26 protein-coding genes are annotated in these 26,929 nt (G+C 69.0%); 11 read left to right on the top strand and 15 right to left on the bottom strand.

The features are described 5' to 3' along the window. Nucleotides 1–15 precede the first annotated feature (15 nt). Both SK854_RS42375 and SK854_RS42380 read right to left on the bottom strand, forming a co-directional pair. Complete coding sequence (locus SK854_RS42375; protein WP_319980793.1) at nucleotides 16–975, bottom strand: amidohydrolase family protein; 960 nt, start codon at nucleotides 973–975, stop codon at nucleotides 16–18. Further along, nucleotides 972–2,549, bottom strand: coding sequence for a Na+/H+ antiporter (locus tag SK854_RS42380; protein ID WP_319980794.1), 1,578 nt, complete (start codon nucleotides 2,547–2,549; stop codon nucleotides 972–974). The genes SK854_RS42375 and SK854_RS42380 overlap by 4 nt, the downstream gene beginning before the upstream one ends. 158 nt (nucleotides 2,550–2,707) lie before the next feature. Here SK854_RS42380 and SK854_RS42385 point away from each other — a divergent pair, with 158 nt between their 5' ends. After that, the gene (locus tag SK854_RS42385) at nucleotides 2,708–3,112 is read left to right on the top strand and encodes a nuclear transport factor 2 family protein (RefSeq protein WP_319980795.1); all 405 of its coding nucleotides are present in this window, start codon (nucleotides 2,708–2,710) and stop codon (nucleotides 3,110–3,112) included. After that, nucleotides 3,109–3,819: a type 1 glutamine amidotransferase domain-containing protein gene (locus SK854_RS42390; RefSeq protein ID WP_319980796.1), complete on the top strand. Its 711-nt coding sequence runs from the start codon at nucleotides 3,109–3,111 to the stop codon at nucleotides 3,817–3,819. Before SK854_RS42385 ends, SK854_RS42390 begins: the two co-directional genes overlap by 4 nt. 17 nt (nucleotides 3,820–3,836) lie before the next feature. Here the strand turns inward: SK854_RS42390 and SK854_RS42395 are convergent, their stop codons facing one another. Continuing rightward, entirely contained in the window at nucleotides 3,837–4,739 is a 903-nt protein-coding gene (locus SK854_RS42395; protein ID WP_319980797.1) for a helix-turn-helix domain-containing protein, read from the bottom strand. A 76-nt stretch (nucleotides 4,740–4,815) separates the two neighbouring features. Between SK854_RS42395 and SK854_RS42400 the strand changes: the two genes are divergently transcribed. Then, entirely contained in the window at nucleotides 4,816–5,139 is a 324-nt protein-coding gene (locus SK854_RS42400; protein WP_319980798.1) for a carboxymuconolactone decarboxylase family protein, read from the top strand. 85 nt (nucleotides 5,140–5,224) lie between these two features. Here the strand turns inward: SK854_RS42400 and SK854_RS42405 are convergent, their stop codons facing one another. Continuing rightward, entirely contained in the window at nucleotides 5,225–5,698 is a 474-nt protein-coding gene (locus SK854_RS42405; RefSeq protein WP_319980799.1) for a MarR family winged helix-turn-helix transcriptional regulator, read from the bottom strand. Nucleotides 5,699–5,846: 148 nt separating this feature from the next. Between SK854_RS42405 and SK854_RS42410 the strand changes: the two genes are divergently transcribed. Both SK854_RS42410 and SK854_RS42415 read left to right on the top strand, forming a co-directional pair. Beyond that, entirely contained in the window at nucleotides 5,847–7,172 is a 1,326-nt protein-coding gene (locus SK854_RS42410; RefSeq protein ID WP_319980800.1) for a hypothetical protein, read from the top strand. A 13-nt stretch (nucleotides 7,173–7,185) separates the two neighbouring features. Then, nucleotides 7,186–7,452: a hypothetical protein gene (locus SK854_RS42415; RefSeq protein ID WP_319980801.1), complete on the top strand. Its 267-nt coding sequence runs from the start codon at nucleotides 7,186–7,188 to the stop codon at nucleotides 7,450–7,452. 4 nt (nucleotides 7,453–7,456) lie between these two features. Here SK854_RS42415 and SK854_RS42420 read toward each other — a convergent pair whose 3' ends face one another. From SK854_RS42420 to SK854_RS42435, 4 genes are all read right to left on the bottom strand, one after another. Then, nucleotides 7,457–8,281 carry a TY-Chap domain-containing protein gene (locus SK854_RS42420; protein WP_319980802.1) on the bottom strand — a complete coding sequence of 275 codons (825 nt, stop codon included), beginning with the start codon at nucleotides 8,279–8,281 and terminating at the stop codon, nucleotides 7,457–7,459. Nucleotides 8,282–8,300: 19 nt separating this feature from the next. After that, nucleotides 8,301–9,161 carry a hypothetical protein gene (locus tag SK854_RS42425; protein WP_319980803.1) on the bottom strand — a complete coding sequence of 287 codons (861 nt, stop codon included), beginning with the start codon at nucleotides 9,159–9,161 and terminating at the stop codon, nucleotides 8,301–8,303. A 639-nt stretch (nucleotides 9,162–9,800) separates the two neighbouring features. Continuing rightward, nucleotides 9,801–11,078 (bottom strand): glycosyltransferase, encoded by a 1,278-nt coding sequence (locus tag SK854_RS42430; protein ID WP_319980804.1) that lies wholly within the window; start codon nucleotides 11,076–11,078, stop codon nucleotides 9,801–9,803. Then, a complete protein-coding gene (locus SK854_RS42435; protein WP_319980921.1) occupies nucleotides 11,075–13,312 on the bottom strand; it encodes a glycoside hydrolase domain-containing protein in 2,238 nt (745 codons plus the stop codon). Before SK854_RS42435 ends, SK854_RS42430 begins: the two co-directional genes overlap by 4 nt. Before the next feature lie 78 nt (nucleotides 13,313–13,390). Between SK854_RS42435 and SK854_RS42440 the strand changes: the two genes are divergently transcribed. From SK854_RS42440 to SK854_RS42450, 3 genes are all read left to right on the top strand, one after another. Next, the gene (locus SK854_RS42440; protein ID WP_319980805.1) at nucleotides 13,391–13,528 is read left to right on the top strand and encodes a hypothetical protein; all 138 of its coding nucleotides are present in this window, start codon (nucleotides 13,391–13,393) and stop codon (nucleotides 13,526–13,528) included. Nucleotides 13,529–13,675: 147 nt separating this feature from the next. Next, the gene (locus SK854_RS42445; protein WP_319980806.1) at nucleotides 13,676–17,899 is read left to right on the top strand and encodes a SpoIIE family protein phosphatase; all 4,224 of its coding nucleotides are present in this window, start codon (nucleotides 13,676–13,678) and stop codon (nucleotides 17,897–17,899) included. Next, a complete protein-coding gene (locus SK854_RS42450; RefSeq protein ID WP_319980807.1) occupies nucleotides 17,829–18,122 on the top strand; it encodes an STAS domain-containing protein in 294 nt (97 codons plus the stop codon). The genes SK854_RS42445 and SK854_RS42450 overlap by 71 nt, the downstream gene beginning before the upstream one ends. Before the next feature lie 45 nt (nucleotides 18,123–18,167). Here the strand turns inward: SK854_RS42450 and SK854_RS42455 are convergent, their stop codons facing one another. Further along, the gene (locus tag SK854_RS42455) at nucleotides 18,168–18,446 is read right to left on the bottom strand and encodes an isoamylase (RefSeq protein ID WP_319980808.1); all 279 of its coding nucleotides are present in this window, start codon (nucleotides 18,444–18,446) and stop codon (nucleotides 18,168–18,170) included. Nucleotides 18,447–18,628: 182 nt separating this feature from the next. Continuing rightward, a complete protein-coding gene (locus tag SK854_RS42460; protein ID WP_319980809.1) occupies nucleotides 18,629–20,452 on the bottom strand; it encodes an ABC transporter ATP-binding protein in 1,824 nt (607 codons plus the stop codon). A gap of 158 nt (nucleotides 20,453–20,610) precedes the next feature. Here SK854_RS42460 and SK854_RS42465 point away from each other — a divergent pair, with 158 nt between their 5' ends. The 3 genes from SK854_RS42465 to SK854_RS42475 all read left to right on the top strand — a co-directional run bounded on the left by SK854_RS42465 (nucleotide 20,611) and on the right by SK854_RS42475 (nucleotide 23,509). After that, the gene (locus SK854_RS42465) at nucleotides 20,611–21,798 is read left to right on the top strand and encodes a fumarylacetoacetate hydrolase family protein (RefSeq protein WP_319980810.1); all 1,188 of its coding nucleotides are present in this window, start codon (nucleotides 20,611–20,613) and stop codon (nucleotides 21,796–21,798) included. Nucleotides 21,799–22,079: 281 nt separating this feature from the next. Beyond that, nucleotides 22,080–22,745: a Type 1 glutamine amidotransferase-like domain-containing protein gene (locus SK854_RS42470; protein WP_319980811.1), complete on the top strand. Its 666-nt coding sequence runs from the start codon at nucleotides 22,080–22,082 to the stop codon at nucleotides 22,743–22,745. Nucleotides 22,746–22,822: 77 nt separating this feature from the next. Continuing rightward, nucleotides 22,823–23,509 (top strand): ferritin-like domain-containing protein, encoded by a 687-nt coding sequence (locus SK854_RS42475; RefSeq protein ID WP_319980812.1) that lies wholly within the window; start codon nucleotides 22,823–22,825, stop codon nucleotides 23,507–23,509. Nucleotides 23,510–23,511: 2 nt separating this feature from the next. On the opposite strand, the gene SK854_RS42480 is transcribed toward SK854_RS42475, so the two are convergent. The 5 genes from SK854_RS42480 to SK854_RS42500 all read right to left on the bottom strand — a co-directional run bounded on the left by SK854_RS42480 (nucleotide 23,512) and on the right by SK854_RS42500 (nucleotide 26,862). After that, nucleotides 23,512–23,646, bottom strand: coding sequence for a hypothetical protein (locus SK854_RS42480; protein WP_319980813.1), 135 nt, complete (start codon nucleotides 23,644–23,646; stop codon nucleotides 23,512–23,514). 48 nt (nucleotides 23,647–23,694) lie between these two features. Next, on the bottom strand, nucleotides 23,695–24,963 hold the full coding sequence (locus SK854_RS42485; RefSeq protein ID WP_319980814.1) for a glycoside hydrolase: 1,269 nt from the start codon (nucleotides 24,961–24,963) through the stop codon (nucleotides 23,695–23,697). Between the two features lie 383 nt (nucleotides 24,964–25,346). Further along, nucleotides 25,347–25,607 carry a hypothetical protein gene (locus SK854_RS42490; RefSeq protein ID WP_319980815.1) on the bottom strand — a complete coding sequence of 87 codons (261 nt, stop codon included), beginning with the start codon at nucleotides 25,605–25,607 and terminating at the stop codon, nucleotides 25,347–25,349. A gap of 67 nt (nucleotides 25,608–25,674) precedes the next feature. Continuing rightward, entirely contained in the window at nucleotides 25,675–25,860 is a 186-nt protein-coding gene (locus SK854_RS42495) for a hypothetical protein (RefSeq protein ID WP_319980816.1), read from the bottom strand. A gap of 135 nt (nucleotides 25,861–25,995) precedes the next feature. Continuing rightward, complete coding sequence (locus tag SK854_RS42500; protein WP_319980817.1) at nucleotides 25,996–26,862, bottom strand: hypothetical protein; 867 nt, start codon at nucleotides 26,860–26,862, stop codon at nucleotides 25,996–25,998. Nucleotides 26,863–26,929 lie beyond the last annotated feature (67 nt).

Genomic DNA, 26,929 nt, shown 5'->3' on the forward strand with positions numbered 1-26,929 from the left:
GGCCGACATGGCCTCTCATCGACTGAGCCGCGGGAACAGGCGCCGTGCGTTGGCCGTCGTCAGCGACCGCCAGGTGACACCGTCGACCGGCGGTGTGACGGCGTCGACGGCGGCGATGTGGCTGTCGGCGACCGAGGGCGGGGTCCAGCAGTAGTCGCTGCCGAACAGCAGCCGGTCGAGGTCCGCGAGTTCGAGCAGGGCGGGAACCTGGCGGGGGAAGGCCGGGCCGGCGATGTCGTAGTGGAGCCGCCGAAGCTGCGCCACCGCGTCAGATGTGCGGCCCGCCTCCTGCGTGCCGAGGAACTGCGTCATGAACTCGTTGACGCGGTCGGCCAGGACGGGCAACGCGCCGCCGCAGTGCGGAACGATCACCGGCAGGTCCGGATGGCGAACGAACACACCTGACATCACCAGATCTGTCACAGTCCGTGCGGTGTCGAAGATGTACTCGACCATCGGCCGCGGCCTCCCGAGCGCCGACTGTTCCCAGCACACCGGTGAGGTGGGGTGCAGGAAGACGACGGTCCGGCGGCGGTCCAGTTCGGCGAAGACCGGTTCCCAACGCCTGTCCCCCAGGTAGGTCCCGCCGGTGTTGGTCATCAGCACCACGCCGTCCGCGCCGAGATCGTCGACGGCGTAGGCGATCTCGGTGAGAGCTCCGTCCACATCGGGCAGCGGGAGGGACGCGAAGAAGCCGAACCGCTCCGGATGGTCGGCGGCCAGGCGAGCGGCGTGCTCGTTGACCTCGCGGGCGAGCCGGCGGGCAGCGGCGTCGTCACCGAAGTGCACTCCTGGCGAGGACATCGACAGCACGGCGGTCTGGATGCCGTGGCGGTCCATCAACTCCAAGTGCGCCTCGACCGACCAGGTGGGCCACCGGTCCATCCCGTCGGGATGAACGTGGCAGGCCGCGATGGCTTGGCGCACATAGGGATCGGTGACGAAGTGGGCGTGAACGTCGATCAAGCCGGTCATTCCGCCACTCCGTTCGGGGACAGCCGGACCTCTTCGAGGTCGAGTGCGGCCTGCACCTGGCGCAGCACGGTGTCGTCGATGCGGCGTTCGTCGCGCAACCGCACGACGGTGGCGCGTTTGTGGGCGATCAACGCCCGGTACAGCGAGGTGTAGTGCTCGTCGTGACGCACGACCGGGTGGTCTGCGGCACCGGCGCCGTGAGCCCGCAGGAGTTGGAGACGCTGGCCGAGCTCGCGGCTCATGCGATCGACGACGTCCGGGTCGGTGCCGAGGTCTGCGGCGAGCCGGGGCACGGCGTGCAGGGCTTCCTCGGTGGCGCGGGTCTCGGCGAGGTGATGTTCGTTCTCGGCAGCGACGTCGCGCGGCAACCGGGCCCATCTCACGATTGCGGGCAGCAGCAGGCCTTGGAGCAGGGTGAGCACGATGACCCCGCCGGTCACGAACACGATCATGTCCCGGTTCGGGAACGGCTCACCGGAGGCGAGCTGTTCGGGGACGGCGAGCGCGGCGGCCAGCGACACCGCGCCCCGGAAGCCGGCGAAGGCGCTGACCAGCCGGGGACGGTGGTCGCCCTGACGCACGCCCTGTCGCCGGTCGAGCAGGCGGACCACGTACGGGACCGTGAACAGGAACACCAACCGCACTGCGACCACCACCGCCGTGACCACGACGACCATCGTCAACGCACGCGACAGGGCGGTGCTGGTCAGGCCGCGCACGGCGGACTGGAGCTCCAGCCCGACCAGGACGAACAGGGCGGCGTTGAGCAGGAAGGTGGCGACCGTCCAGAACGCCTGCGCCTGCACGCGCATCTCGGCCCGCACGACCCGTGGCGCGGCCTGGCTCATGATCAGCCCGGACACCACCACGGCCAGCACGCCCGACGCGTGGACCGCCTCGGCGAGCAGGAACGCGGTGAACGGGATCAGCACCATGGTGACCTGCCCGGTCAGCGGGTCGGCCTGGCGGCGGCGCACCTGCGCCGCGACCCAGCCGGTCACCGCCCCCACCGCGGCCCCACCGACGTAGGCGAGCAGGAACAGCCGGCCCACGTGCGCCGCACCCAGCTGCTCCTCGCCGACCGTGACGCCGATCGCCAACCCGTAGATCACCAGCGCGGTGCCGTCGTTGACCAGGCTTTCCGCCCGCAGCACCGTGACCTGGCTCCTGGGCAGCAACCGGGCGACCACGCCGACCGCGGTGGCGTCGGTCGGCGCGACGGCGGCGCCGAGCACCCATGCCGGCCCCCACGGCAGACCCAGCGCGTGCGCCACGACCGCGACGACCGCCGCCGTCGCGATCACCAGCGTCGTGCTCAACAGCACGATGCCGCGCAGGTTGGCGCGGATCTCCCGCAGCGAGGTGTTCAGGCTCTCCCAGTACAGCAGCACCGGCAGGAACAGGAGCAGCACCAACTCCGGCGGCAGGTGCACGGCCCGCAGCGCCGGCACGAAACCGAGCAGCACACCGGCCGCCAGCAGCGTGATCGGCGGGGCGATCCGGAACCGGGCGCTCGCAATCCGGCCCACCAGCACCGCCAGACCGAGCAGCACGACGAGTTCGAGACCGGGCATGTGCCTCCCTCTCCTGTGACAGAGCGAGAGTTCCATTCGCGACGGCGGTCGTGCAGGGGAGAAAACCCTCCCCCTCACACGGCGAGCTTTCCGCTCGAAGCGCTGCGACGCTGGGGAGGTCAGGTCATCAAATCCACCGGTCCACAAAGGAAACACGCGTGCCCGAACCAGCCACCATCGCACTCGCCCGCAGGCTGTACGACTCGAACGCCGATCCGGCCGTGAGCAAGGAGATCATGTCGCCGGACATCGTCTGGGACATCACCCCGGGCTTCCCGTTCGGCGGGGTCTACCACGGCTACGACAGCATGATGAACGACTTCTTCGGCTCGCTCCTGCCGGGATTCGAGTCGTTCTCCGCGCACGCCGAGGAGTACTACGCCACCGACGACGATCGCGTGTTCGTGGTCGGGCACTACCACGGTGAGACCAAGGCGGGAGAAGCCGCCGACGCACGGTTCATCCACCTGTGGACAGTCCGGGACGGCAAGCTCGCACGCCTGCTGCAGGCCGCCGACAGCCACGTCCTGCGGCAGGCGCTGAACGGAGCGAGCACGCGATGACGAAGATCCTCTACCTGATCACCGCGGCCACCCACTGGACGCTGGCCGACGGAACCGGACAACCGGCCGGCTACTGGGCAGAAGAGGCGCTCGGTCCGTACGAGGTGTTCACCAACGCCGGCTACGAGATCGCGGCAGCCACGCCCGGCGGTGTCCCGCCCACCGCCGACCCCGCGAGCCTCACCCCCGAGTTCACCGGCGGTCCCGAGGGCGCGGAGCGGATGAAGGCCGCGCTGCGGGACGCGACCGAGCTGGCGCACCCGATGCGGATCGAGGACGTCCGCGTCGACGACTACGACGCCGTGTTCGTGCCCGGCGGCTGGGGACCGATGGAGGACCTGCCCGACAACGCGGAGTCCGCGCGGCTGCTGACCGGCTGGTTGGCCTCAGGCAAGCCGCTGGCCCTGGTCTGCCACGGTCCCGCGGCACTCCTGGCCACTGTGGACGGTGCGGGGAGGTCCCCGTTCGCGGGCTACCGCCTCACCGCCCTGAGCAACGCCGAGGAGAAGCTGAACGGCTTGGCGGACAGGGCGAAATGGCTGCTGCAGGACCGGCTGGTCGGCGACCTGGGCGCGGACTACCGCGAGGGCGACCCCTTCGCGCCTCACGTGGAGGTGGACCGCACCCTCCACACCGGACAGAATCCGGCCTCTGCCGTCCCGCTGGCCCACAGGCTGGTGAAGACCCTGAGCCGACCATCGACATGACCGGCGAACAGGGACAGCTATCGCAGTGGCCGCGCGGCGACGGGCGTTCCCGAGTCACTCGGGCCGGCGGCCGGTACGTGCTCACCGGCCCAGGACGCCAGGATGCGCAGCGCGTCGTGCGACGGCGTGCCCGGCTGCGCGGTCAGCACGATCACGTGCTGGTCCGGTGCCGTGTCGCAGATCAGCGTGTCCCAGTCGAGCGTGAGCTCACCTACGAGCGGGTGGTGGAACCGTTTCGTGCCCTGGCCCTTGGCCTCGACGTGCTGACCGCGCCACCACTCCCGGAAGTCGGCGTCCTGAGTGGACAGTTCGATGACCAGTTCGGCCAGTCGCGGGTCGTCCGGGTGCAGGGCGGCGTCCATGTGCAGGTTGGTGACGGCCTTGCGGGCGACGTCCGCCCAGTCGGGGTAGAGCGTGCGCATCGCGGGGTCGGTGAACACCATTCGCACGTAGTTGCGCCGCTCTTCGGGGATCTGGGCGAAGTCCGTGATCAGCGCTGCCGCCAGGCGGTTCCAGGCGATGATGTCCATGCCGCTGCCCAAAACCAGGGCGGCCGCCTCCGGCAACTGGTCGAGTAGCCGGCGCAGCTGCGGACTGATCTCCTGGGCCGACCGGGCACGCGCCTTGCCTGAGGGCTTGCCCGCCAGCTCGAACAGGTAGACCCGCTGGTCGTCGGTGAGCCGCAGCACTCGGGCCAGCTCGTCCAGCACCGCTCCCGACGCGGCCATCCGACCCTGTTCCAGCCGCCGGTAGTAGTCCGTGCTGATCGCCGCGAGCCGCGCCACCTCCTCCCGGCGCAAGCCCGGCACGCGCCGGGCGACAGGACCCGCCGGCAGCCCGACGGCCTGCGGGCTCAGCTCGCCCCGCCGCGCCCGCAGGAACTCCCCCAGGTCCTTCAACCGGCCGTTGTCGCTGTTCATGTCTCCAGTGTGCCCGCTCACCGCAGACGACGCCGCTGCAGCAACAACCCGATTCAGAAGACAAGGACACCATCACATGACTGACGAAGAACCGTCCGGCGCGCAGCAGATGTTCGGAGATTTCGCGCCGGCACTGGTGAGTTTCACCGACGACGTCCTGTTCGGACAGGTGTGGGAACGCACGGAGCTCTCGCCACGTGATCGCAGCCTGATCACCGTGGCGGGCCTCGTCACCAGCGGCGCCACCGAGCAACTCGCCCACCACCTCGGCCGGGCCGAGGACAACGGCGTGACCGAGCAGGAACTGATCGAGGCCATCACACACCTGGCGTTCTACGCGGGCTGGCCCAAGGCCATGTCCGCGATGGCCGTCGCCAAGAAGCTGTTCCGCACCGGCTGACCGCGGATCCGTCCACAGCGGACAAGCCGGGCGAAGGAGCTGTTGTGCTCCCACGCCGGCAGGTCCTGCGAACTCGACCGCGTCGCTACGGCTCCGCACCGGGCTTCGTCTCGCGGACCGCGTCGATCGCCTTTTCTAGCAGCGCGGTGAGTCGTGCGGCGTCGCCGGATCCGAGTCGTTCGGTGATCTGCTGTTCGATCGAGTCGACCACCACGTCGGCGGACATCAGCACCTGGCGGCCGGCGTCGGTGAGGTGCAGTTCCTGGACGTGCCGGTGGCGGGGATGCGACTGCCGCTCCAGCTGCCCCTTGTCGACCAGCCTCGTGACCAGCGACGCCACCGCCTGCGGCGTGACGTCCAGCCGGCGGGCCAGTTCCGCACCGGTGAGGCCGGGTTCGCCGTGGACCGACATCAGCAGGGAGTAGTGCGCGGTCGCCAGGCCCAGCGGCCGCAACCGCTGCTCTTTGAGGGCCCGCGCTCCCAGTTCGGCCCGGCGCAGCGCCCAGAGCAGCCGGTTGGGCGCATCGGCGCTGACCGGCTCATCGTCATCCCGCGTCATGCCGCAACCTTACAACCCACTCAGTCGCATCAACCGCTTGACAGCCGACATGGCCTTGTTCACCTGTCGATCTGCGCCTCGAACTTCACCTTCGAGGTGATCGCGGTTCCGACCGCCTGAGACCAGGCCCGCCGCTAGCCTCGCGACGGTGAACGATGCGTGGCACGAGTTCCGTCGAGAGGTGTTCGGAGATCCGTACCTGGTGTGGCACGAAGGCGCCGACCTCGACGCGTTGATCGCCGAACACGAGCGCAGGCCGGAACGGGCGGAACGGATGCTGCGCGCCGGCGTCGCCGAGCACGATCACGTCGCGGTCGAGTCGCTGGGCGCTCTGGCCCGCCTCAGCCGTGCGCCGTCGGACGCGTCCGCGTTGCTGCGGTCCGCCCTCCCCTCGGCTCACGGCGTGTTCCGGGTGCGCACCGCGCAGGTGTTGTGCGAGATGACCGGAGTCGAGGAGTACGTGTCCGAGGTCGCCGCGGTGCTCGAAGGCTTCGGACATTGGGGCGACAGGATCGACGCGGCCATGGCGCTCCCGTCACTGCCGATCACACCTCGTTCGGTGGCGGCGGCGCACCGCGGCATGCTCGACGAGGAGTCGCTGGTGCGCCACCACAGCGCGAACTGCCTGCTCGGCCTGGCCGGAAAGAAGGCCGACATCGCGAACCGCAGCGGATTCGCCTGGGTCATCAGCGAGGATCCGGCGAAGTGGCGTGCCGTGGCCGACAGGCTGCTCGGCGCGTTCGCCGTCCGGACCGCCGGGGTCCGCGGCGACCGGGAGAGCTTCGCCGTCGACCTGGGTGCCGCCGACTACTCCGCGCCGCACCACAGAGCCGCGCGGGTGTACCTGGCCGGTACCCAGCTTCCCGGCGCGGACCGGCTGCACGTGCCGGCGCTGCGCAACATCGGCGTGCACACCACGCATCCCGACCGGCCGGCCACCTACCAGAACCTGCGCGCCGCGCTGGAACATCTGGGCTTCGCCGATCTGCCGGAGTCGGTCCCGCTCGTGCAGGACGCGACCGCGGCCACGCTGGACGCCGTCACCGCGGCACTCGACTTCGACATCGACGTTTCGCGTTGGTGCGCAACGGACCTGGTGATCGGAGACCGGTCACGCCTTGCGTTCGAGATCGGACCGGCCGACCAGGACGGGCCACAACTGCGCACCTGCACGCTGTGGCTGGACGGCGCCATCGCCACACCGTTCGACAACACGGCGTACGTGCCGCAGTTCGCGAACTCGCTGCGGATGGACGCCGCCCGCTACCGGGCGGGGAAGTCGCCGGACTTCGCGCGCTGGGGTCCCACCACCGACGACCTGGCCGCGGAGTCGCACCCGGACGGCACGGTCCAGTACCGGCTGCGTTCGCGGATCGACGGCGTCGGCGACCGCGAAGGAGTGGTGCGGCTCCGTGTCGACGAGATCGTCGCCGTGCTGGAGAAGACCGCCGACGTGCTGACAGCAGCGAGGTGAGCGGCGGATACCTGTGAACCCGCCGCCCAGGAGGCTCCGCCAGATCCCGTTCCTGCACCGCGCGGGAGGCCGTGGCCTGCTCACCGCTCTGCTGATCGCGAGCGCGACCGCCTACACGCTCCAGCCGATCAACGATCTGCTGCCGCGGGGCTCGTTCCTGGCCGCGACCGTCCTGTTCGGACTTCTCCCGGTCGTCGCGAAAACGGCCGTGGCGTTCACGGCGGTGACCGCGGCCCTCAGCCACCTTCGCCGCCTTCTCCACCGTCCGCGTACCGCCTGACGGATCAGCCGAGCCCGAGTCCGGGCAACTTCACCGCGGTGGCCGCTGCGCCTGCCGGTTCGCACCAGGCGCGGTACCGGAGCTCATCCGGGCTGACGATTCCGTACGCCTGCTGAAGCGCCGCAACGCAGCGCCGCGCCAGCCGCGCGAACTCGTCCGTGAGCGCAGGACACCGAAGCGACGACGTCCAGTTGGGCTGCGCGACGTCAGGCGCGATCCAGTCGAACCTGCGCAGCTGGAACTCGTCGGCGTCCGCCACGACGTCCTTCGCCGGCGCTTCGGCGTCGAGCCGGTCGGGCGCGCCGGCGAACTGCACGTATCGCCTCGGGTCCGTCGCCGCGTGGATGATGAGGAAGACACGATCGGTCACGTCGCGGAACGTGTCCGTGAGGCGCTCGGTGAACCGCTCCCAGTCGTACGCGATCTTCCACGGCATCGGAACCGGTGTGACCGTGCTGGTGAACCGCAGCTCCGGGTCGTCGAACGCGATCATTTTCTGCAACGGCCCGCGGTGATCGGCCCGCTCGAACCCCTCGGCGGCCGCCCTCGGATCGCGCGCGGTCACCCAGTAGCCGCTCGGTGCGCCACTGCCGACCTCGACGGGCACACCGCGGTAGGTGCCGGGGCGCGAAAGGTCGTAGCACTCCAGCACGTCGTCGTGCGCGAGTTGCCGCACGAAATAGCGGCGCCCCGCCTTGGTGAACGACTCGTCGACCGCGTGGTCCGACGCGATCCACCACTTTCCGAACGAATGTCGCAGGCGATAGTCGACGTCGTGGTACCGAACAAATCGTCCGGGTTCGGAAAGGCGGTCGACGTTCGAATTCACCGGTACCCGGCCCTCCGCCTCACACCCGCGTGCCGGCGGGCGTCGCCGCGAGATCTTTCTGCCGGGTGTCGGCCGCGTAATGGGCGACGGCGATCGCTCCGGCGATCGCCAGGACGAACCCGATGGCCGCGGCGATCGCGTACCCGTCGCGGACGTGATCGTCGAGGTAGACCAGTCCGACGAACGACGAAAGCACCGTGTTGGTGGTGAACATGATCGCGGTGACCCCGGTCGGGCCGCCCTTCTGCAGCGCCATCGCGAACAGCACCGCCGCGGTGAATCCGTTGAGGACGATGGACCAGGCCGCCGGGTCCAGGACGAGTCGCCACACGGCGTCCGGGAGTTCGAGCGTGCGCGCCGAGATGCCGACGACGCTGTAGGAGACACCGGCGCCGAACGCCAGTGCCACCGTCGCCCACACGTGGTGGTGGCGCCTGGAGTAGACGGCGATGGCGGCCACCGGAACCGTCATGCCCACGAGGACCCAGCGCCACTGCGGCGGCAGGGCCTGTGCGGGGCCCGGCTCGGCGGACACACCCAGCAGAATCAGACCGATCGCGCCGACCCCCAGCGCGCCCCATCCCGACGCGCGGAGACGGGCGCCCATGAACGCGCTGATCGTGGCGGTGACACCAACGCTGAACGCGAGCATCGACTGCACGAGGAACAACGGCAGCCGATGCAACGCGGCAGCCGCGAAGGCGAATCCCAGCATGTCCACGCCGAGACCGAGGAAGTAAAGCCACTGCCGCCGCAGAGCGATGAGATCCAGAGATCTGCCGCCGTACGCGCCCGCGCGCCGGACACCCATGGACTCCAGGATCGAACCGCTGCCGGACGCCAGGGTCGCCAGCACAGCGAGGACGTAACCCAGTGCCATTCGTCCATTGTGTCAGCCGCTGACCGTCGGGCTTTCACCATCCCCAACGAGTGCGGATGATCCAGCACCTCGCTGTGACGGCACGCCCATGCCTCGGGGGTGCTCACCTGGGTGGCCTTGGTGACCGGGAACCGCGTTCACGGGAGAGAAGGCGGCGATCAGCGCCGACGCTCACCGATATCCAGGGTAACCACGGATGCGCAGAGCGTAGTCAGCACAAGGGACTCGCCGTCATGAAGGAACTCGGGGCGGCGGCGGGTAGTGCCGCATCGGTGCCAACAAGAATCGAATAAGGCGGCGCCGTGAACTGACTGGTCTCGCCATGAACCAGAAATCGAAAGTCCGCTCTCGGACGCTTGAGGGTTCAGGTCAGCGGTGAATTGGACCATGTGTCCGGCGAAGTGCTGACCACATAACCGATGCCAGAACAGTCGGGGCTGCCTTCGATTGCGATCTTGGAATTTTGCTCTGACGGGAGGTCAGTGGCGACGTACGCGACGGCCCACACTGAATTCGGTCCACACTGAAACAACTGTGAACACAGGGCGGAAGTGGCCTGCGACGTGCGGAGTTGATGACCTTGGCGCCAGGTTCGCCCTGCTCCCCCACAACCCCGCAGCAGCCGGGGTGCCGCGGGGTTCATCCCGTCAGGACGACGGCTGGGTTGGACGTGGCGAAGAGGCCGTCGAACACCCGGACGCGGTCGAAGGACAGGGCGTGCTCGCGTGCCCGGTCCGCCATGAGTTGCCGTTCCTCGGCTGACATGTCGAACACCACCCGGTCGATCGCAGCGGCGATGTGCTTGGTGTTCCCGGCCTCGACGAGGATGGCCGTCCCGCCCACCGCTTCGCCGACGCCTCCGGTGGTGGTCGTGATCACCGGCCCGCCGCCCGCGAGCATCTTCTCGGTCAGCGCGATGCCGAAGGTCTCGACGAAGTCCGGTTCGGGCTTGGTCGGCAGCGCGTACACGGCGCAGCCGTTCATCAGCAGCGGCTTCTCCTCGTCCTCCACGTCGGTGAGGAAGACGATCCGGTCGTCGTGCCGGGTGATCGCCTGGAGGTGCTCCAGTTCGGGGCCGTTGCCGGCGATCACGAGCTTCAGCCGTGACCGCGCCCGGCTCTGGGCGAACGCGTCCACCAGGTCGTAGATGCCTTTGGCCTTGGTCAACCGGGACAGGAACAACACGTACCCGTCGCGTTCCAGGCCGCGCCGTTTCAGTGCGGTGTCCACGTGTGCCGGGTCGAGGTCGAGGTAGGCCGAGGTGTCGATCGGCGGGTAGCTGACCGCTATCCGGCGCACGCACTGGCGGGCGAACCGGGTGCCGCAGTGCGTGTCGATGACCTCTGCGCAGGCGATGATCTCCTGCCTGGTGTACTCCGACACGGCGATCACCTCGTCGTTGGCGAGGAACCGGGTGAACAGGACGACGGCTGCCCCGAATCGCTTCTCGTGCAGGCACGAGCGGATCACGTTGGTGACGTCCGAGCCGACCGCCTTCGCGATGGTGTGGACGTCCGGTGCGTAGCCGGCCGCGCGTGCCGCGTCGACGGCGTCGCGCACCACGGCGTCGTGCGGAGCCAGGTACATCGAGATGCACGTGGTCGGGACCGGCTCGGCGAGCAGTTCGACCAGGCGTCCCGTCAGCCCGGCCAGGTAGCGGCCGTCGGGTACCCGGTAGTCGCCGACCGGCTCGGGCCGCTCCACGGTGATGCCCTCGCTGTAGGGCGTGATCCGATCCAGCGGCTTGAGCGGCAGGCCTGCCGCCTGCAGCACGGGTATCGGCCAGGTCAGCAGCCGAACGTCGTCGAAGCCGCGGGTGAGCGCGACCTCGGCCAGGTTGCGGGCTTCTCCGGAGTGACCGCAGATGACTGGGTCGGCCCGGACCACGATGACGAGACGGCGGCTTGGCCTGCTCATGTGCGAGCCCCCTTTCCGAGCGGATCGGACACTGACGGCGGCAGGATCTTGCGTCCCCACTCCGAGGGGTGCGGGCCGAGTTCGAGCAGCAACCGGCCGCCGGCGTGGACGTCGGATGCGCGCAGATGCGCCGCATCAAGTGGTTTGCCGTTCAGCCGGGCGGACTGCACGTACTGCGGCGGCGGGTGCTCGTCCACCCCGTCGGAACTGATGGACGTCTCGCGGTGTCCGCGCGTCTCGATGACGAAGTCGCGGTCCCCGAGGTGCAGGGTGGCGTGGCTGAAGGCGGGCGCGTTGACGAGGAACAGGTTCTGCCCGGCGACCGGGAACAGGCCGAGCGAGGCCCACACGTACCAGGAGCTCAGCCCGCCCGAGTCGTCATTGCCCGGCAGGCCGCCGGGACCGGTGCCGAACTGCCAGGTCAGCGCGGCGTGCACGATCTCGGCCGTGCGGTCCGGCCGAGCCGCGTAGTGGTAGGACCACGGCGCTTCCATGTCCGGCTCGTTGTTCAGCCCCTCGAACCGGTTCAGCAGGTAGCCGGCCGCCATCTCCGCCGGGTCGGGCCTCTTGCCGGGCTGCACCACACGCGGGGCGCCGTAGCCGAAGAACGCGTCGAGCATGCTGACGAAGGCCTCGTTCCCCCCGACCATCGCGATTCTCGCGGCCATGTCGTGCAGCAGCCGGAACGAGTAGTTCCACTTGCCGCCTTCGTAGAACGACGAGTCGAGAAGCAGGCCGGTGTCCGGGTCGAACGCGTTGGACCACAGGCGGCTTCGCGCGTCGAGGTCGTCGGCGAGCTGGACGTCGTTCAGGCTCCGGGCGACTCCGGACGTGCAGTGGCAGGCGTAGGCGAGGTCGAGCGTGTGCGAGATCGGGTGCACGACGCCGTGCTCGTAGAAGTCCTCGCCGTACATCCGCCGCAGGTCGTCGTACATGTGCACCAGCGCCCAGGTCCAGTCCAGGTCGCCGAGGCCGAGCGCGTGCACGTCGGCCAGCGCGGTGTGGACCAACGCGCTCGCCTGCCGGAAGAACCTGTCCGCGCCGCGGGCCATCCGATATCCGATGGGGAAGTTGCCTTCCTCCTCGCAGACCCGGATCAGCGACTCCAGGAGATCGACCGCCCGGTCCGGGCAGATGGCCATCAGCAACGGCAGCTGGGTCTTGTAGATGTCCCACATCGTGCAGATGTCGAACACGAAGGGCCCGGACGACGGCCAGAACGGGCTCTCGTCGTCGGCGAAGCACGGCTTGATCAGGGAGTGGTACAGGGCCGTCGCGAACACCTGCCGCCGGGCGGGTGACCCGCCCTCGACCTCCACCCGGCCCACGTGGTCGCGCCACCGGGCCTTGGTCCGCGCCCGGACGACGTCGAACGCCGGCGCCCCGTCACCGCATTCGCGATACAGGTTCTCCCGGGCCTGTTCACAGCCGCGCAGAGAGAATCCGATCTGGATCTCGACGCTCTGCCCGGCGGTGGTGGGGCCCATGTAGAGCATCCCGAACGGGCGCAGCGTGGTCTGCCTGATGCGGTCGAAGTCGAGCCGCGTGCCACCCTCGATCAGCCGGCGGTCGTGCCACAGCATCTGCCGCCAGCCCGGACTGTCGACCCTGATGTACACCGACAGCGGCACGCCTTCGACGACCACCGTTCCCTGGGCGCGGCCGTTGCCCAGGCTTTCCACGTGCCCCCGCAGCGGCACTGTGCGGCCGAGGTCGATGGCCAGCCCGCCGCAGGACAGGTCGACGACGACCCGTGCGCTGCGATGCTCGGGAAAGGTGTACCGGTGGACGGCGACCTTCGCGCCGACAGTGACCTCACATCGAATGCCGGTGTCGAGAGCAGCCGCGTAGTACCCGGCTTCAGCGGTCTCGTCGTGCAGCGGCCAGGCCTGGCCGAGGACGTCCAGCTGCTGCACCATCGGGGTGACCCGCACGTAGTTGTAGTACTTGCGTATCGCACCGGTGCCGGACTGCTGGAAATGGGTGAAACCGGACGCCTGCGGCCGGTCGAACAGTTCCTCCGGCTGCCCCTCGGTGTTCTTCATGTAGAGGCCGTATCCGGTCGGGTAGGCACCGGAGTAGGCGCAGGCGGACACCATGCCGAGCGGGGACGTCGCGCCGGGATGGGTGTTGCCGACCTGCGCTTTCGGCCACCACCAGGTGGCCGCCAGCCCCTGCGCCGCGGGCAGTGAGGTGGCAGCCGTTCCGATGAATGGATCAATCTCGTCGAGGATGCCGAGACACTATGTGACCGCGGGCACCACGTTGGTTTCAGCGACGTGAACATGTGGCCAGGTACGCGGCGGTGCCAGGTGATCAGGAACGTCGGTCAGGCCGCGAACGGAACCGGCCAGGCGGCGGTCCGGGTGCTCACGCCTCGTCCAGTCCACTTCGGACTTCCCGGCACGGACTTCGTGCCGCTGAGCACAGCGGGAGTGTCCGGGCATTGACCACAAGCGTGCTGGACGGCGTCCTCAGCACGGGATGAATGCCGATGTTGTTCACCGCACATTCGTCACCACTCGTTGTGCAGCCTCGTCCGGGTGTCGGCACCCTGGACGGATCAGCTTGTCGAGGTGCGGCGGAGGGAACGGTCGGTGAGGCGCTTTGACGACATCGGACACGAACACGGCCGTTCCGCGCTCACCGATGTGTTCGCCGAAGACCCGGAGATCGGCCGCGACCTCGCCGCGGTGAACTGGGCCGCCACCCCGCTCGGTCCGCCGGCCGGCTGGCCGCAGAGCCTGCTGACCGCGGTCAGCGTCCTGCTGTCGTCCCGGTTCTCGATGTGGCTGGCATGGGGACCGGAGCTGACCTTCTTCTGCAACAACGCTTATCGGCTCAACACGCTGGGACGCAAGTATCCGTGGGCGCTGGGCAGGCCGGCCGCCGAGGTGTGGGCGGAGATCTGGGAGGACATCGAGCCCAGAGTGGACAGCGTGCTCAGCACCGGGCATGCGACCTGGGACGAGGCGTTGTTGTTGTTCCTGGAGCGTTCCGGGTATTCGGAGGAGACCTACCACACCTTCTCCTACAGCCCGTTGCGTGACGAGAACGGTGCGGTGGCGGGAATGTTGTGCGTCGTCAGCGAGGAGACCGAGCGCGTCATCGGTGAGCGGCGGATGGCGACGCTGCGGGACCTCGGGTCGGATCCCATCGTCGCGCGTGAGGAACAAGAGGTGCTGGCGTTCGACTGCGCGCAGCTCGAGCGCAACCGGCGGGACCTGCCGTTCACCCTGATCTACCTCGCCGATCACGGCCGCGCCCGGCTGGCCGGGGCGACGGGGATCAAGCCGGGTCACCCGGTCGCTCCGGCGAGCCTCTCGCCCTCGGACGAGTCACCGTTGTGGCCGGTGGCGACCGTGATGGGCGGCGGCTCCGTCGAGGTCGAGCTCGACGGCGACCGGTTCACCGATCTTCCCAGCGGCGACTGGCACAGACCTCCCGCCGGCGCCCTGGTGGTCCCGCTGCAACGGCCGGGCGGCGCACCGCACGGGTTCCTGGTCGCCGGCCTGAACCGGCACCGGCCGCTCGACGACGGCTACCGCGGGTTCGTCGACCTGGTCGCGGGACACATCGCCTCCGGCATCGCGGGGGCCCACGACTTCCAGGCCCAGCACCGACGTGCCGAGGAGCTCGCCGAGCTCGACCGCGCCAAGACCACGTTCTTCTCCAACATCAGCCACGAGTTCCGCACGCCGCTCACACTCATCATGGGCCCGGTGCAGGACCTGCGGAACCGGCTGGTGGAGGCGGACCCGCAGGCCGGTCAGGAACTGGAGGTCATCCACCGCAACGGCCTGCGGCTCGGCAAGCTGGTCAACACGCTGCTGGACGTCTCCCGGCTCGAAGCGGGCCGCATGCAGGCGCGCTTCCAGCCCGTCGAGCTCGCGACGATCACCGCGGAGCTGGCCGGCGTCTTCCGCTCGGCCGTGGAGAAGGCGGGGCTGGACTTCGAGATCGACTGCTCCCCCTTGCCCGAGCCGGTGCACGTCGACCTCGGCCTGTGGGAGAAGGTCGTGCTGAACCTGCTGAGCAACGCGCTCAAGTTCACCGTCGAGGGCTCGGTCGGCATCACCGTGCGGGCCGGGGCGGGCACCGCGGTCGTGACGGTCAGCGACACCGGGGTCGGTGTGCCGCGGCACGAGATCCCCAGGCTGTTCGAACGCTTCCACCGCATCGAGAACAGCTGGTCGCGGTCGAGGGAGGGCAGCGGTATCGGGCTCGCGCTGGTGCAGGAGCTCGTCCATCTGCACGGCGGCACCATCCGCGCCGACAGCGTCGAGGGAGAGGGCACCAGCTTCACCGTCGAGCTGCCGTTCGGCACGGACCACCTGCCCGCCGAGGCGGTGTCGCGGGAGCCCGTGCCGCCGACGGTGTCGGACATCGCCGCCCCCTACGTGCAGGAGGCGTTGCGGTGGCTGCCGGATTCCGGTCCCGCCGTCGAGGAGCTGTTGTCCAGTCCGACGGCCGGCGCCGCGCCGCGGGTGCCCGCGACCGTGCTGGTCGTCGACGACAACGCGGACATGAGGGAGTACCTCACCCGCCTGCTGTTCAGGGCGGGGTACGAGGTCCGTGCCGTGAACGACGGCCAGGTGGCGCTGGAGACCGCGCGCGCTCATCCGCCGGACCTGGTGGTCAGCGACGTGATGATGCCGCGCATGGACGGTCTTTCGCTGGTCGCGGCCCTGCGGGCGGACCCGCGGACCATGGCCGTGCCGGTGCTGCTGCTGTCCGCCAGGGCCGGGCAGGAGGCGTCCGGCGAGGGGCTGCGAGCCGGTGCGGACGACTACCTCGTCAAGCCGTTCGCCGCCGCGGACCTCCTGGCGCGGGTGCGGGCGAACGTGGACCTCTCCCGTCTGCGCGGCCGGCACGCCCGCTGGCGTGACGCGCTGATCGACTCCCTGCAGGAGGCGTTCTTCGTCTGCGACGACGACGGCACCGTCGTCGAGGTCAACGCCGCGTTCACCGACATCCTCGGCTACGGGCCGGACGGCCTGCCCTACGTCGTCCCGCACCCGTGGTGGCCGGACGAGCTGACCGATCCCGAGGCGCACGGCCAGTTCGCCGGCGCGTTCGCGGCCAGGTCCGGGCGCGACCAGCGCAGCCACACCGTCCCGGTCACCCATCGCGACGGCAGGAGGCTGTGGGTCAGCGCCCTCATGAACCCCGCTCGCGACCCGGACAGCGGCCGGACGATGACGGTCGGCACCTTCCGCGACGTCACCGCCGAGCACCACGCGCGCCGGCGTGAGGCCGCGCTCGCGGAGCTCAGCGTCCGGTTGTCGCGGGCGACCAGCGCGACCGAGGCGCTCTCCGGCGCGCTCGAGCACCTGGAGACCCTGTGGCGGGCCGAGCAGGTGCTGGCCGTCGTCTTCGGCCGCCACGAGACGCCGCGGGTCAGCACCGTCGCCGGGCACCTCGCCTGGGACGACCTCCCGGCGGACCTGCGCTCGACGCTCGACGAGGTGAAGGACCACCGGGCGCTCACCCCCGTCTTCCCGGAGCAGGGCAGCGCCGCCGTCACCGTCGAGCACCCCGACGGGCCGATGGTGCTGTGGCTGCGCCTTCACTCGCGCAACGGCTTCACCGAGCAGGACGAGCTGCTGCTGTCGTTGCTGGCCGGCCATCTCACGCAGGGCCTGTCCCGTGCGCGCCAGATCGACCAGCAGCGGGAGACGGCGCTGGCGCTGCAACGCGCCATCCTGGGGCCATCGCACCTGCCCGGCGGGTTCGCCGTGCGCTACGAACCGGCGGCGCGGCCGCTCGAGGTCGGCGGTGACTGGTACGACACGTTCCCGTTGCCGGACAAGCGCATCGGCATCGTCGTCGGGGACTGCGTCGGCCGCGGGCTCAGCGCCGCGGCGGTGATGGGTCAGCTGCGCAGCGCCTGCCGTGCGCTGATGCTGCAGGAGACCGGGCCCGCACGCGCCCTCATGGCGCTCGACCACTTCGCCGACGGCGTAACCGGCGCTTTGTGCACCACGGTGTTCTGCGGAGTCCTCGACCCCTCCACCGGACACCTCGTCTACTCGAGCGCCGGCCACCCGCCCGCGATCCTGGCGTTGGCCGACGGCACCACCCACCTGCTCGAAGGCGGGCGGTCCATCCCGCTCGCGGTCAAGGTGGGCGTGCCGCGCACGGAGGCCGAGTGCCACCTGCCGCCCCGCTCCACCCTGCTCACCTACACCGACGGACTCGTCGAACGCCGTCGCAGCTCACTGACCGAGGGCATGGACAAGGCCGCGCGTGCGGTCCAGGAGGGCCGTGCGAGCGGACTGGAGGACCTCGCCGGCCAGATCATGGCTGCCCTGGCACCAGAGGGTGGCTACGACGACGACGTGGCCATGCTCCTGTACCGGCACCCGGCGCCGCTGGACATGACCTTCCCCGCGGAGCCGGGCGAGCTCGGAGGCGCCCGTCACGCGTTGCGCACCTGGCTTCGGCAGTGCGGGCTCTCCCCGAAACGCGCCCAGAGCGTCCTGCTGGCCGTCGGGGAGGCGTGCACCAACGCCGTCGAGCACGCTTACCTGCACACCGCCCGCAAGGACGTCCGGGTCCGCGTGGAGACGGCGGGCGGCTCCGGGCTGCTCGCGACCGTGTCCGACACCGGCACCTGGAAACCACGGACCAGCGCCCCCACGACGAAGCGCGGCCGGGGTACCGCGATCATGCGGACGATGATGGACGAGGTCACCATTCTTCCCGATCCATCCGGCACCACCGTGACGATGCAGGTGAGGATTCTCGATGACGACGCCACTGACGCTGACCAAGACCGTCGACCCGCAGGGCCGCTCGGCCATCAAGGCGGTCGGTGAGATCGACCTGAGCAACGCCGAGGCCTTCGCGGCCGCGTTCGCGGACACGACCGGTCCGCTGGTCGTCGACCTGACCGAGGTGCAGTACATCGACAGTGCCGGGATGAGCGTGCTGTTCACGCACGCCGGGCGGGCCGAGCTGATCGCGAACCCGTTGCTCACGCCGATCCTCGAGATGTCCGGGCTCACCTCGCTGACCACGGTCCGGGAGAAGGAGGTGTAGCAGCGGGTTCACACCGGGACAGCGGCGACGGCGATCCGGTACCCGTCAGACGGTGATCACGCAGCCGTGGTCGTCCTGTGCCGCCGCGTCCGAGTCGTCGAACCAGTGGCCGTTCGAACCGAGGTAGCGGAAGCGCAGCGTCGTGCCGCGCGGAACGACGACCGCCGCGGTGCGGTTGCCGTTGGAGCGGGCGCGGAGTTCGGTCGCTCCCGGTGTCCAGCCGTTGAAGTCACCGACCACGCTGACCCGCCCTGGTGGCTCGTGCCGGGGCAGCGCCCAGGTCACCCGCACGTGCTTGTCCTTGGCGGGCACGATTCGAATCATCCGCTCGTCGTTCCTTCCGGGTGTTTCAGTCGCGACGCTGTGACAACCTGCCGGTTGTGTCCACATCGGACCAGCCGACGCGCCTGCCAGGGCGTGAAACCGCCGGATCGAGTGATCCCGCGAAGGTCAACGCGTGCCGGCGCGAATGCCGTCACCTTCCCGGTCGTGACGTCGCTTCGGGCTCACCGCGCCCCTTCACCGGACAGGGATTCCGCGGACACCGCCTCGTCGAGGAAGCCGCCGGACTGGTGGCGCCACAGCTTCGCGTACGTCCCGTCGACGTCGAGCAGTTCCGCGTGGGTGCCCTGTTCGACGATCCGGCCCCGGTCGAGCACGATCAGCCGGTCCATCCGCACGACCGTGCTCAGCCGGTGCGCCACGACGATCGCGGTGCGGCCCTCCATGAGTCGCCACAACGCCTCCTGGACCAGCACCTCGCTCTCCGAGTCCAGCGCGCTGGTCGCCTCGTCCAGCAGCAGGATCGGCGCGTCACGCAGGATGGCGCGGGCCAGCGCGACCCGCTGCCGCTGTCCGCCGGACAGTTTGATGCCGCGTTCGCCGACCATCGTGTCGAACCCGTCGGGCAACGCGTCCACGAACTCAGTGACGTGCGCGGCATGCGCGGCGCGGTGGATCTCGGCGTCGGTCGCGCCCGGCCGTGCGAACGCGATGTTCTCCCGCAGCGTCCGGTGGAACATGGCCGGGTCCTGGGGCACGTACCCGATCAGGCCGCGCAGGTCGGCCTGACTCAGGCGGGCGATGTCCTGGCCGCCGATGAGGACGCGGCCCCGGTCGACGTCCATCAGCCGCAGGAGCAGCCGGGTGAGCGTGGTCTTGCCGCCACCGGAGCGGCCGACGAGCCCTATCCGCGTGCCCGCCGGGATGTCCAGGTCGAGCCCGTCGAACAGCGGCTCGCCACCGCCGTGCGTGAACACGACGTTCTCGAACTGGACCCGGGAGTCCTTCACGTGCAACGGTTCCGGGTGCGACAGGTCGAGCACGGTCGGCGGGTCGAGCAGCAGTTCGGTGAACTGAGCTGCCTCGGTGAGCGCGCTCTCCACCTGCCGGTAGATCTGGTTGAACTCGAACATGATCCGCGTCGCGTTCCCGAAGTAGGCGAACGTCACCACGATCGCCTCCACGCCGAGCCCGTCGCTGACCCCGATCGCGACCACGAGGCCGAGCACGTTGGTGAGCACGGACAGCGGCGCGATGACGGTGTCGATGCGCAGGTTGTTGTAGTCCCACGACCGCAGTGCCAGCGTTCGCTGCCTGGCGGCACGGGTCCGGTGCTCCGCGCCCTCGCGCCGCTCGGCGGCGAACGCCCGCACCGTCTCCATGTTCGTGAGCGTGTCCGAGACGTGGCCGGACACCTGGGCGATGGCGGCCTCGCGCTCGTCGACCAGCCGCTGGCGGTGGCGGATGAGCGGCGCGACCACGCATCCCGTGACCAGGATCAGGCCGACCAGCACCGCGACGAGCAGCGGGTTGTAGCTCCACAGCACGACGCAGGCGAAACCCAGCGGGATGAGGTTGGCGAAGATCTTGAACGCCAGCGCGTCCACGAAGTCCTCGAAGCGGAACGCGAAGCTCAGCACCCGTTTGGTGAGCGATCCGGCGAAGTTGTCGTGGAAGAACGCCGCGTCCTTGCCCAGCAGCTCGTCCATCGCGAGGGCGGACAGGTTCTCGATCCCGCGGCCGTCCACGCGGTTGAGGCAGTGCAGGCCGATGCGCCACAACAGTTCCGAGAACAGCAGGAAACCGGCGAAGGCCAGCACGTACGGCAGGACGGTGCCGAGGCTTGCGCCGCTACCGCCCGCGAGCTTTCCCACCAGCCCGCCCACCGCCAGCGGCGCGAGATAGAGCTGACATGTGACGCCCAGCGCGGGCAACACGAGTGCCCCCGCGGAGATGAACCCGTGGCGCCGCACTTCCTTTCCGTACAGCCGCAGGGCGAGCGGCACCGCGTTCTCGCGGGCAGGCCTCTCCGATCCTGGCACGACCATCCGCCCCCTCCGAACACCCCGGCTTCCTCATGCTGCCGCAGAGCGCCGGGTGACAGCGATCGAATATCGCCGCGAGGCAGAGCTGTCACTCGAAGCCGAGACAGGGCAAGCTCATCGGGACTTCGAACTGATCCGTGGTGCCGGCAGGAAGGATTTTCATGGGGATCTCGCTCAACGCCGCCGACGTTCTTCCTCACGACGCAGCGGACGCGACGCTTGTCGCGAGGGTCTTCGACCCCTCCGCGGGCGGGCCGTCGGTCGTGGCGATCCGCGGCGAAGAGGTCGTCGACCTGTCGCCGCTGACGTCGACCGTGTCGTCACTGCTCGAGCGGCCGGACGCGCTGGAGATCGTCAAGAACCACCAGGGCGGCACGTCGTGGCCGCTCGCGGAGGTTCTGGCCGCCACGACGAACCCGGCCGGTGCCGTTCCCCGGTTTCTGGCACCGGTCGACCTGCAGGTGCTCAAGGCCGCCGGCGTGACCTTCGTCCGCAGCATGCTCGAGCGGGTCATCGAGGAGCGCGCCGACGGGGATCCCAAGCGGGCCGAGGAAGTTCGCGAGAAGGTGGGCGCGATCGTCCAGGGCCACATCTCCCACCTGAAGCCGGGGTCCGCGGAGGCCGCGGAGGTGAAGAGGGTTCTTCAGGCCGAGGGCCTGTGGTCGCAGTACCTCGAAGTCGGTATCGGCCCGGACCCTGAGATCTTCACCAAGGCCCCGGTGCTCTCGGCGGTGGGGCTGGGAGCCGACATCGGCGTTCTCGCCCGCTCAGCCTGGAACAACCCCGAGCCCGAGCTCGTCCTGGTGGTGGACTCACGCGGAAACCCGGTCGGCGCGACGCTCGGCAACGACGTCAACCTGCGCGACTTCGAGGGCCGCAGCGCGCTCCTGCTCACCGAAGCCAAGGACAACAACGCTTCCTGCGCCATCGGACCGTTCCTCCGGCTGTTCGACGACGGGTTCACCCTGGCGGACGCCAAAGCCACCGAGATCGCCCTGGACATCACCGGCCCCGACGGTTTCGAGCTGCACGGCGTGAATCCGGTCTCCGAGATCAGCAGGGAGCTGGAAGATCTCGTGTCCCACGCCTTCGGCGCCCACCACCGCTATCCCGACGGGTTCGCGCTGTTCACCGGCACGATGTTCGCTCCGACCGAGGACCGGGACCAGCCCGGCGAAGGGTTCACCCACAAGGTCGGGGACGTCGTTCGCATCTCTTCGCCCCGATTGGGCGCGTTGACGAACGTCGTGAACACGGCCGAGGACGCGGAAGACTGGGCGTTCGGCATCACCGCGCTGATGGAGAACCTTGCTTCCCGCGGTCTGCTGAGCACGAGGGCGCGCTCGTGACCGAGGTGGTCCTTCCGGCTCAAGGGAGGCAGGACACGTCCCAGGTCTTCCGCTCCCCCTGCGGAATCTCGCCGCAGGAAGACCCTCCCGTGCCCCCGTTCCACCGCTGCCACATCTCGTCCTTCAGTTCGAAGACGGCCCGGAACGCCTGAACGAGACCTGGTGGGTCGACCACGCTCTTTCCGCCGAGCGCGATCCGCGATCCGCGATCCGCGATGAGTTGCCGCCCGGTCGGTGGTCTGTAACCACATCCACCTTCCGCGCACGTTTTGGAGACAACTGTGAAGCTCTTGCTCACGTCCGGCGGCGTCACGAACCCGAGCATCCACTCGGCGCTCGTGCAGCTCGCAGGCAAGCCGATCTCCGAGTGCCACGCCCTCTGCGTCCCGACAGCCCAGTGGGGGAACCCGATGAGCAGTCCGGCATCGGTGCGGGGATTCGTGGCCGCCTCCGACCCCAGGTCGCGGCATTCCTCCGGCCTGGCCTGGGGGTCGCTCGGCGTCCTCGAACTCACCGCGCTGCCCACCATCGACGCGCAGCGATGGGTCCCTTGGGTCCGCGAGGCCGACGTGCTCCTGGTCAACGGCGGTGACGCGACGTACCTGTGCCATTGGATGCGGGAGTCCGGGCTGGCCGATCTGCTGCCTTCCCTTCCCGACAAGGTCTGGGTGGGCGTGAGCGCGGGAAGCATGGTGATGACACCCCGCATCGGGACGGACTTCGTCGAGTGGCCCACGGCTCCGGACGACCGCACCCTGGGGGTCGTCGACTTCTCGATCTTCCCGCACCTGGAGGTCTTCCCCGAGAACACCATGGCCGACGCGGAGCGGTGGGCCGCCGAGATCGGCGTCCCCGCCTACGCGATCGACGACCAGACGGCCATCAAGGTCGTCGACGGCTCTGTCGAGGTGGTCTCCGAGGGGCAATGGAAGAAGTTCGAGGCGTAGCCACCTGCCCGCCGAACCTTCACAGAACCTCCCCACAAACCGGCCAACGCGTGCGGTGACCCGGCCGTCTTCCCTTCATGTTCACCACATGGGTCGAGAACTTCGAGGCCGAAGCCGCGCGCCGGAAGCGAGTGGGCGATCCCGACTGGACCGTGGGCGCCCGGCTGCACCCCGACGTCGTCAAGAGCGTGCACCGGTTCCAGGTCGGCGAGTCCGGCGACGGCGCCAACCTGATCGCCAAGGCGGGCGGCGGGGCGTACGGCACGGCGGTGCGGTTGTTCGTCGCCGAGGAGCAGAACCACGCGCGGATGCTGGAACATCTGCTGCGGGCGGCAGGCCGGCCGACGATCAGTTCACATTGGACGGACGCCGTGTTCGTGCGGCTCCGTCGTGCGCTGGGACTCCGGCTGGAGCTGATGGTGCTGCTCATCGCGGAAACCGTGGCGCTGCGGTACTACCGGGCGTTGCGGGACGGCAGTCGTGACCCGCTCACCGCTGACGTCGCGGATCGGATCCTGCAGGACGAGGAACGGCACGTTCCGTTCCACCAAGCCCGGCTCGGCCGGGTTTGGTGGCCCGCACGGGCGTTCTGGTGGTTGCTGTTCTTCGGCGCCGTGGTGACGGTCGCCCACGACCACGCGCCAGGGCTGCGGCAACTCGGCGTCGGGCCGTGGCAGTTCGTCCTGCAGACGCTCGAAATCGTTCGACTGCAAGGGATCATGGACGGCGATGCGCATCTTCCCGCACGCACGGACGCGCCCTGATCTCACGGGGCTACCAGAGGAGAACCCCGCCGCCGAGGTCCGAAGGCATCGACGACCGCGCACTCTCGCAGGAACTCGGGGACCTCCTCGGGCAGCACTGTGAGATCGCCGCCGGCCAGATCAGGAAGCACCGTCATCCTGCGATCCTCGCCCAGGAGGAACACGTCCACACGCAGGCTCACACCTCAGTTCAGGACGAACGTCCTGATGCTGCGGGCAGGCAACTGGGCGTTGAAGGATCCGTTCGACATGGTGAAGTCGTTGTAGTGGGCGAGGGTCGCAGTGTTGCTGGTCAGCCAGGTCGAGATCGCCGCGGAACCGGTGTCCCGGACGGTGAACACGTGGTCGACCGGTGATGTGTTCTTGTTGACGGCGACGATCACGATCCTGGACCCGCTCTTGAACGCCGAGATGTAGACGTTCGACTGCGGGTTCGCGGTGGCGGTGATGCGCGAGTAGCCGGGGCGGACCCACTTCGAGTAGTGCGCCATGTTGGCGCCGCGCTTGCTGACCTGTCCGTCCTCGCGCATCGGACCGTAGGAGCGGCGGATGTACCACCACACGTAGGTCTGGAACCGGCCGTTCACCAACGCACGGTGGATGTGCTCGCCCACGTCGAGCGCCTGCGGCCACAGGTCGGCGGAATCGCTGCTGTTGGGGTGGTAGACCTCGGTCATCCACAACTCTTTGCCGTTGCCCTTTTGCTGGAAGAGCGGGTACGGGAAGTCCGCGGGCTGGGTGCCGTAGAGGTGCGCGCCGATGATGTCGACATTCGCCAGCGCGGCGGGGTCGTTGAGAATGGGGTCGGAGAGGTTCTTGCGGTACTGGAACGACTCGGGAGCGATGACCCTGGTGTTGATCGCGCCGGCGTTCTCGCGCAGGAACCTGACGATCTCACCGGAGGTCCACGCCGTCCATTCCTGCGCGTAGTCCGGCTCGTTCTGGATCGAGATTCCGTACAGGTTCACTCCGTTGTTCGCCATGAACGCGGAGAAGTCATTCAGGTGCTGCGCATAGGCGCCGTAGGAGGCATAACGCAGCCGCTTGCCTCCGGAGAAACTCTCGGTCATCGAGGCAGGCGGGTTCCACGGCGAGGCGATGACCTTCGCCCCGAGCTCGACCGCGCGCCGGGCCGTGGCGACCTCGCGACTCCAGTTGGCCCTGTCCTCGTGGACGGGAATGCGCAGCACGGTGAACCCCAGCTGTCCCGCGCCGTTGCCGAACGCCGTTTCGCGTTGGGCGGCGGTCAGATCGCTGATCCAGACGGTGTGGTTCATGCCGCCGAAACCCAGGATCGTCTGCTGCACGTTCGACGGTTCGACGACCACCGAGGTGGCCGCCGCCGCAGGTGTCGCCACCGCCAGCACCGGTAGCGCGGCGCCCGCCGCCAGCAACGTCCGCCGGCGCAGGGGCTGCGAACCCTCGATGTCGGACTGGTCCCGATGTGCTGACATGGCATCTCCACAAAGTTGGTCTCGTGCAGGGTTGAGACAACTCGGATGTCCGGCCGATCGGCAACGCGGCCTGAATGAGGCGCAATCAGTCCTAACAGCGCCCATGCCTCGCCGTCAAGCGAACCGATAATCGAACGCGTCGAATGGCAGGAATTCGAGAACTTCGTCGATCGTCGATCGGGACGCACAACGCTTGACCGATCCGGCCAGAGCACTTACATTGCCGGAGAGGTCGCCTTGTCTTTTCGGAGATGCCGAGACGTCGGGAATCCTCCTGAAGAAAGACCCGATGGTGCGTTCCTCATCCCATGTCACCATTCGCCTCCATCACCAAGTGCGGAAGGGCCGCCACCGGGTGGTGACGGCCCTTCCGGAGGCTGCTGTCAGAACGGGGTGCAGCCGCCCACTTCCCAGTCCCGCAGCGAGACGTCCGCCATGGCGGACGCGGTGGCCGCGACGGCGGTGTCGACGGGGACCGGGACAGCCGACTCGATGATCAGGACCGTGCCCTGCGCGAGGTCGTCGATCCTTCCTCCCCAGCCCGGCGGCAGCAGCGAGATCAGTCGCGCCGCCGCTATCGAGGCGTGGGAGGCCAGGTCCGGGTCCTTGGCCTGGAGCATCACCTGGAAGGTTTGCGTGTGCACGGTCGTCTCACCTGGATCTTCGAGCCATCGGCCTCCGCAGCGGCCGGCTGGGAGTCGTCGCGGAGGGTCAGAGAGAGGCGCACTGCCAGCCGTTGCTGTCGGGGCACTCGGAGCTGACGGTGGTGGTGCCCGCCGCCTGCCAGCCGTTGCTCTCCTCGCTGGCGATGAACGCGCTCAGCACCATTGCCGCGCCGAGTGCGATACCGGCCAGGCCGTGGACGAGGTCGCGGCGCAGAGCGATGTGGAACGACATTTTCTTCCCCCGGTGCAGTGGCGGGTTGTTGTTGGACACCAAGAGATTCGCATTCATCTGCTCGGCGCCGACAGATCCACCACCTTCAGCATGCTGTCCGGGCCGTGCAGCTTGCTGCCGCGTGATTGCGATTGATCACAGCCAGCCGCGATCTTTGGCGAGCAGCGCGGCCTGAAAACGGTTCGATGCGCCTAACCGGGTCATCAGTTCGGCCACGTGCCTGCGGAACGTGCGCACCGACATGCCCATGTCGCGTGCCGCGATCTCGTCTTTGCTGGAATTGCTGAGAACGGTGAGGATTTTCTTCTCCAGCAACTGCAGATGTTCGCCTGCGGCGGGGGCCGACTCGCTCGCCTCGACCGGCCGGGCGTCGCTCCACACGCGGTCGAACAGGGCGATCATGCTCATCACGAGGCTGGGCTGGCGGATGATCAACGCGCCGCGCGCGCTGTTGCCGGGGTCGATCGGGACCACGGCGACCGCGCGGTCGTAGATGATCATCCGTTCCATCGAGTGCTCGACCGAACGGAGGTTCGCCCCCAGGGCCACGAGTTCCTGCACGTACTTCTCCGTGCGATCGTCGGCCACCGCCTCGTTCAGCACGATCGTTCGCATGCGGACGCCCCGGCGCAGGCAGCGCAGGTCGAGCGGGCGGGCGGCCTCGATGTACGCGGCGGACAGCGGGCCGTCCGGCTGCATCGCCATCACCTCGCGGTGGGCGAAGAAGGCGAGATCGTCCAGACGGGCGCGGATCTCGTCGAGCCCCTCGATGCGTTCGATGTCCGACGAGACCGGACTCAGTCTGCCCGCCTGCTGGTCTTCCAGGAGCAACGGGATGGCGGTCCGCACGGCCGAGACGCCGCGCAGTTCCTCGTTGAGGACCTCGAGGCGGGTCTCGATCAACTTCTCGATTCCCACGACCGGATCTATGGCGACGATGCCCCGGTCGTGGTGGTATCGCACGAGCCCCAGGTCCTTCAGCCTCTCGAAGGCCCTGTCCACGGCGTGGCGATCTGCGTCAAATGTGATTTTCTCCGAGTCGATCCCGGAATTCGGATGTCGTAGAAAA

It is taken from the genome of Lentzea sokolovensis, assembly GCF_033949975.1.
In the GTDB taxonomy this organism is placed as follows: domain Bacteria; phylum Actinomycetota; class Actinomycetes; order Mycobacteriales; family Pseudonocardiaceae; genus Lentzea; species Lentzea sokolovensis.

Bases quoted from the DNA above. Each gene is read 5' to 3' on its own strand.
- SK854_RS42375 (WP_319980793.1), bottom strand. From the start codon at position 975: ATGACCGGCTTGATCGACGTTCACGCCCACTTCGTCACCGATCCCTAT.
- SK854_RS42380 (WP_319980794.1), bottom strand. From the start codon at position 2,549: ATGCCCGGTCTCGAACTCGTCGTGCTGCTCGGTCTGGCGGTGCTGGTG.
- SK854_RS42390 (WP_319980796.1), top strand. From the start codon at position 3,109: ATGACGAAGATCCTCTACCTGATCACCGCGGCCACCCACTGGACGCTG.
- SK854_RS42395 (WP_319980797.1), bottom strand. From the start codon at position 4,739: ATGAACAGCGACAACGGCCGGTTGAAGGACCTGGGGGAGTTCCTGCGG.
- SK854_RS42400 (WP_319980798.1), top strand. From the start codon at position 4,816: ATGACTGACGAAGAACCGTCCGGCGCGCAGCAGATGTTCGGAGATTTC.
- SK854_RS42405 (WP_319980799.1), bottom strand. From the start codon at position 5,698: ATGACGCGGGATGACGATGAGCCGGTCAGCGCCGATGCGCCCAACCGG.
- SK854_RS42425 (WP_319980803.1), bottom strand. From the start codon at position 9,161: ATGGCACTGGGTTACGTCCTCGCTGTGCTGGCGACCCTGGCGTCCGGC.
- SK854_RS42430 (WP_319980804.1), bottom strand. From the start codon at position 11,078: ATGAGCAGGCCAAGCCGCCGTCTCGTCATCGTGGTCCGGGCCGACCCA.
- SK854_RS42450 (WP_319980807.1), top strand. From the start codon at position 17,829: ATGACGACGCCACTGACGCTGACCAAGACCGTCGACCCGCAGGGCCGC.
- SK854_RS42455 (WP_319980808.1), bottom strand. From the start codon at position 18,446: ATGATTCGAATCGTGCCCGCCAAGGACAAGCACGTGCGGGTGACCTGG.
- SK854_RS42460 (WP_319980809.1), bottom strand. From the start codon at position 20,452: ATGGTCGTGCCAGGATCGGAGAGGCCTGCCCGCGAGAACGCGGTGCCG.
- SK854_RS42465 (WP_319980810.1), top strand. From the start codon at position 20,611: ATGGGGATCTCGCTCAACGCCGCCGACGTTCTTCCTCACGACGCAGCG.
- SK854_RS42475 (WP_319980812.1), top strand. From the start codon at position 22,823: ATGTTCACCACATGGGTCGAGAACTTCGAGGCCGAAGCCGCGCGCCGG.
- SK854_RS42480 (WP_319980813.1), bottom strand. From the start codon at position 23,646: ATGACGGTGCTTCCTGATCTGGCCGGCGGCGATCTCACAGTGCTGCCC.
- SK854_RS42485 (WP_319980814.1), bottom strand. From the start codon at position 24,963: ATGTCAGCACATCGGGACCAGTCCGACATCGAGGGTTCGCAGCCCCTG.
- SK854_RS42495 (WP_319980816.1), bottom strand. From the start codon at position 25,860: ATGTCGTTCCACATCGCTCTGCGCCGCGACCTCGTCCACGGCCTGGCC.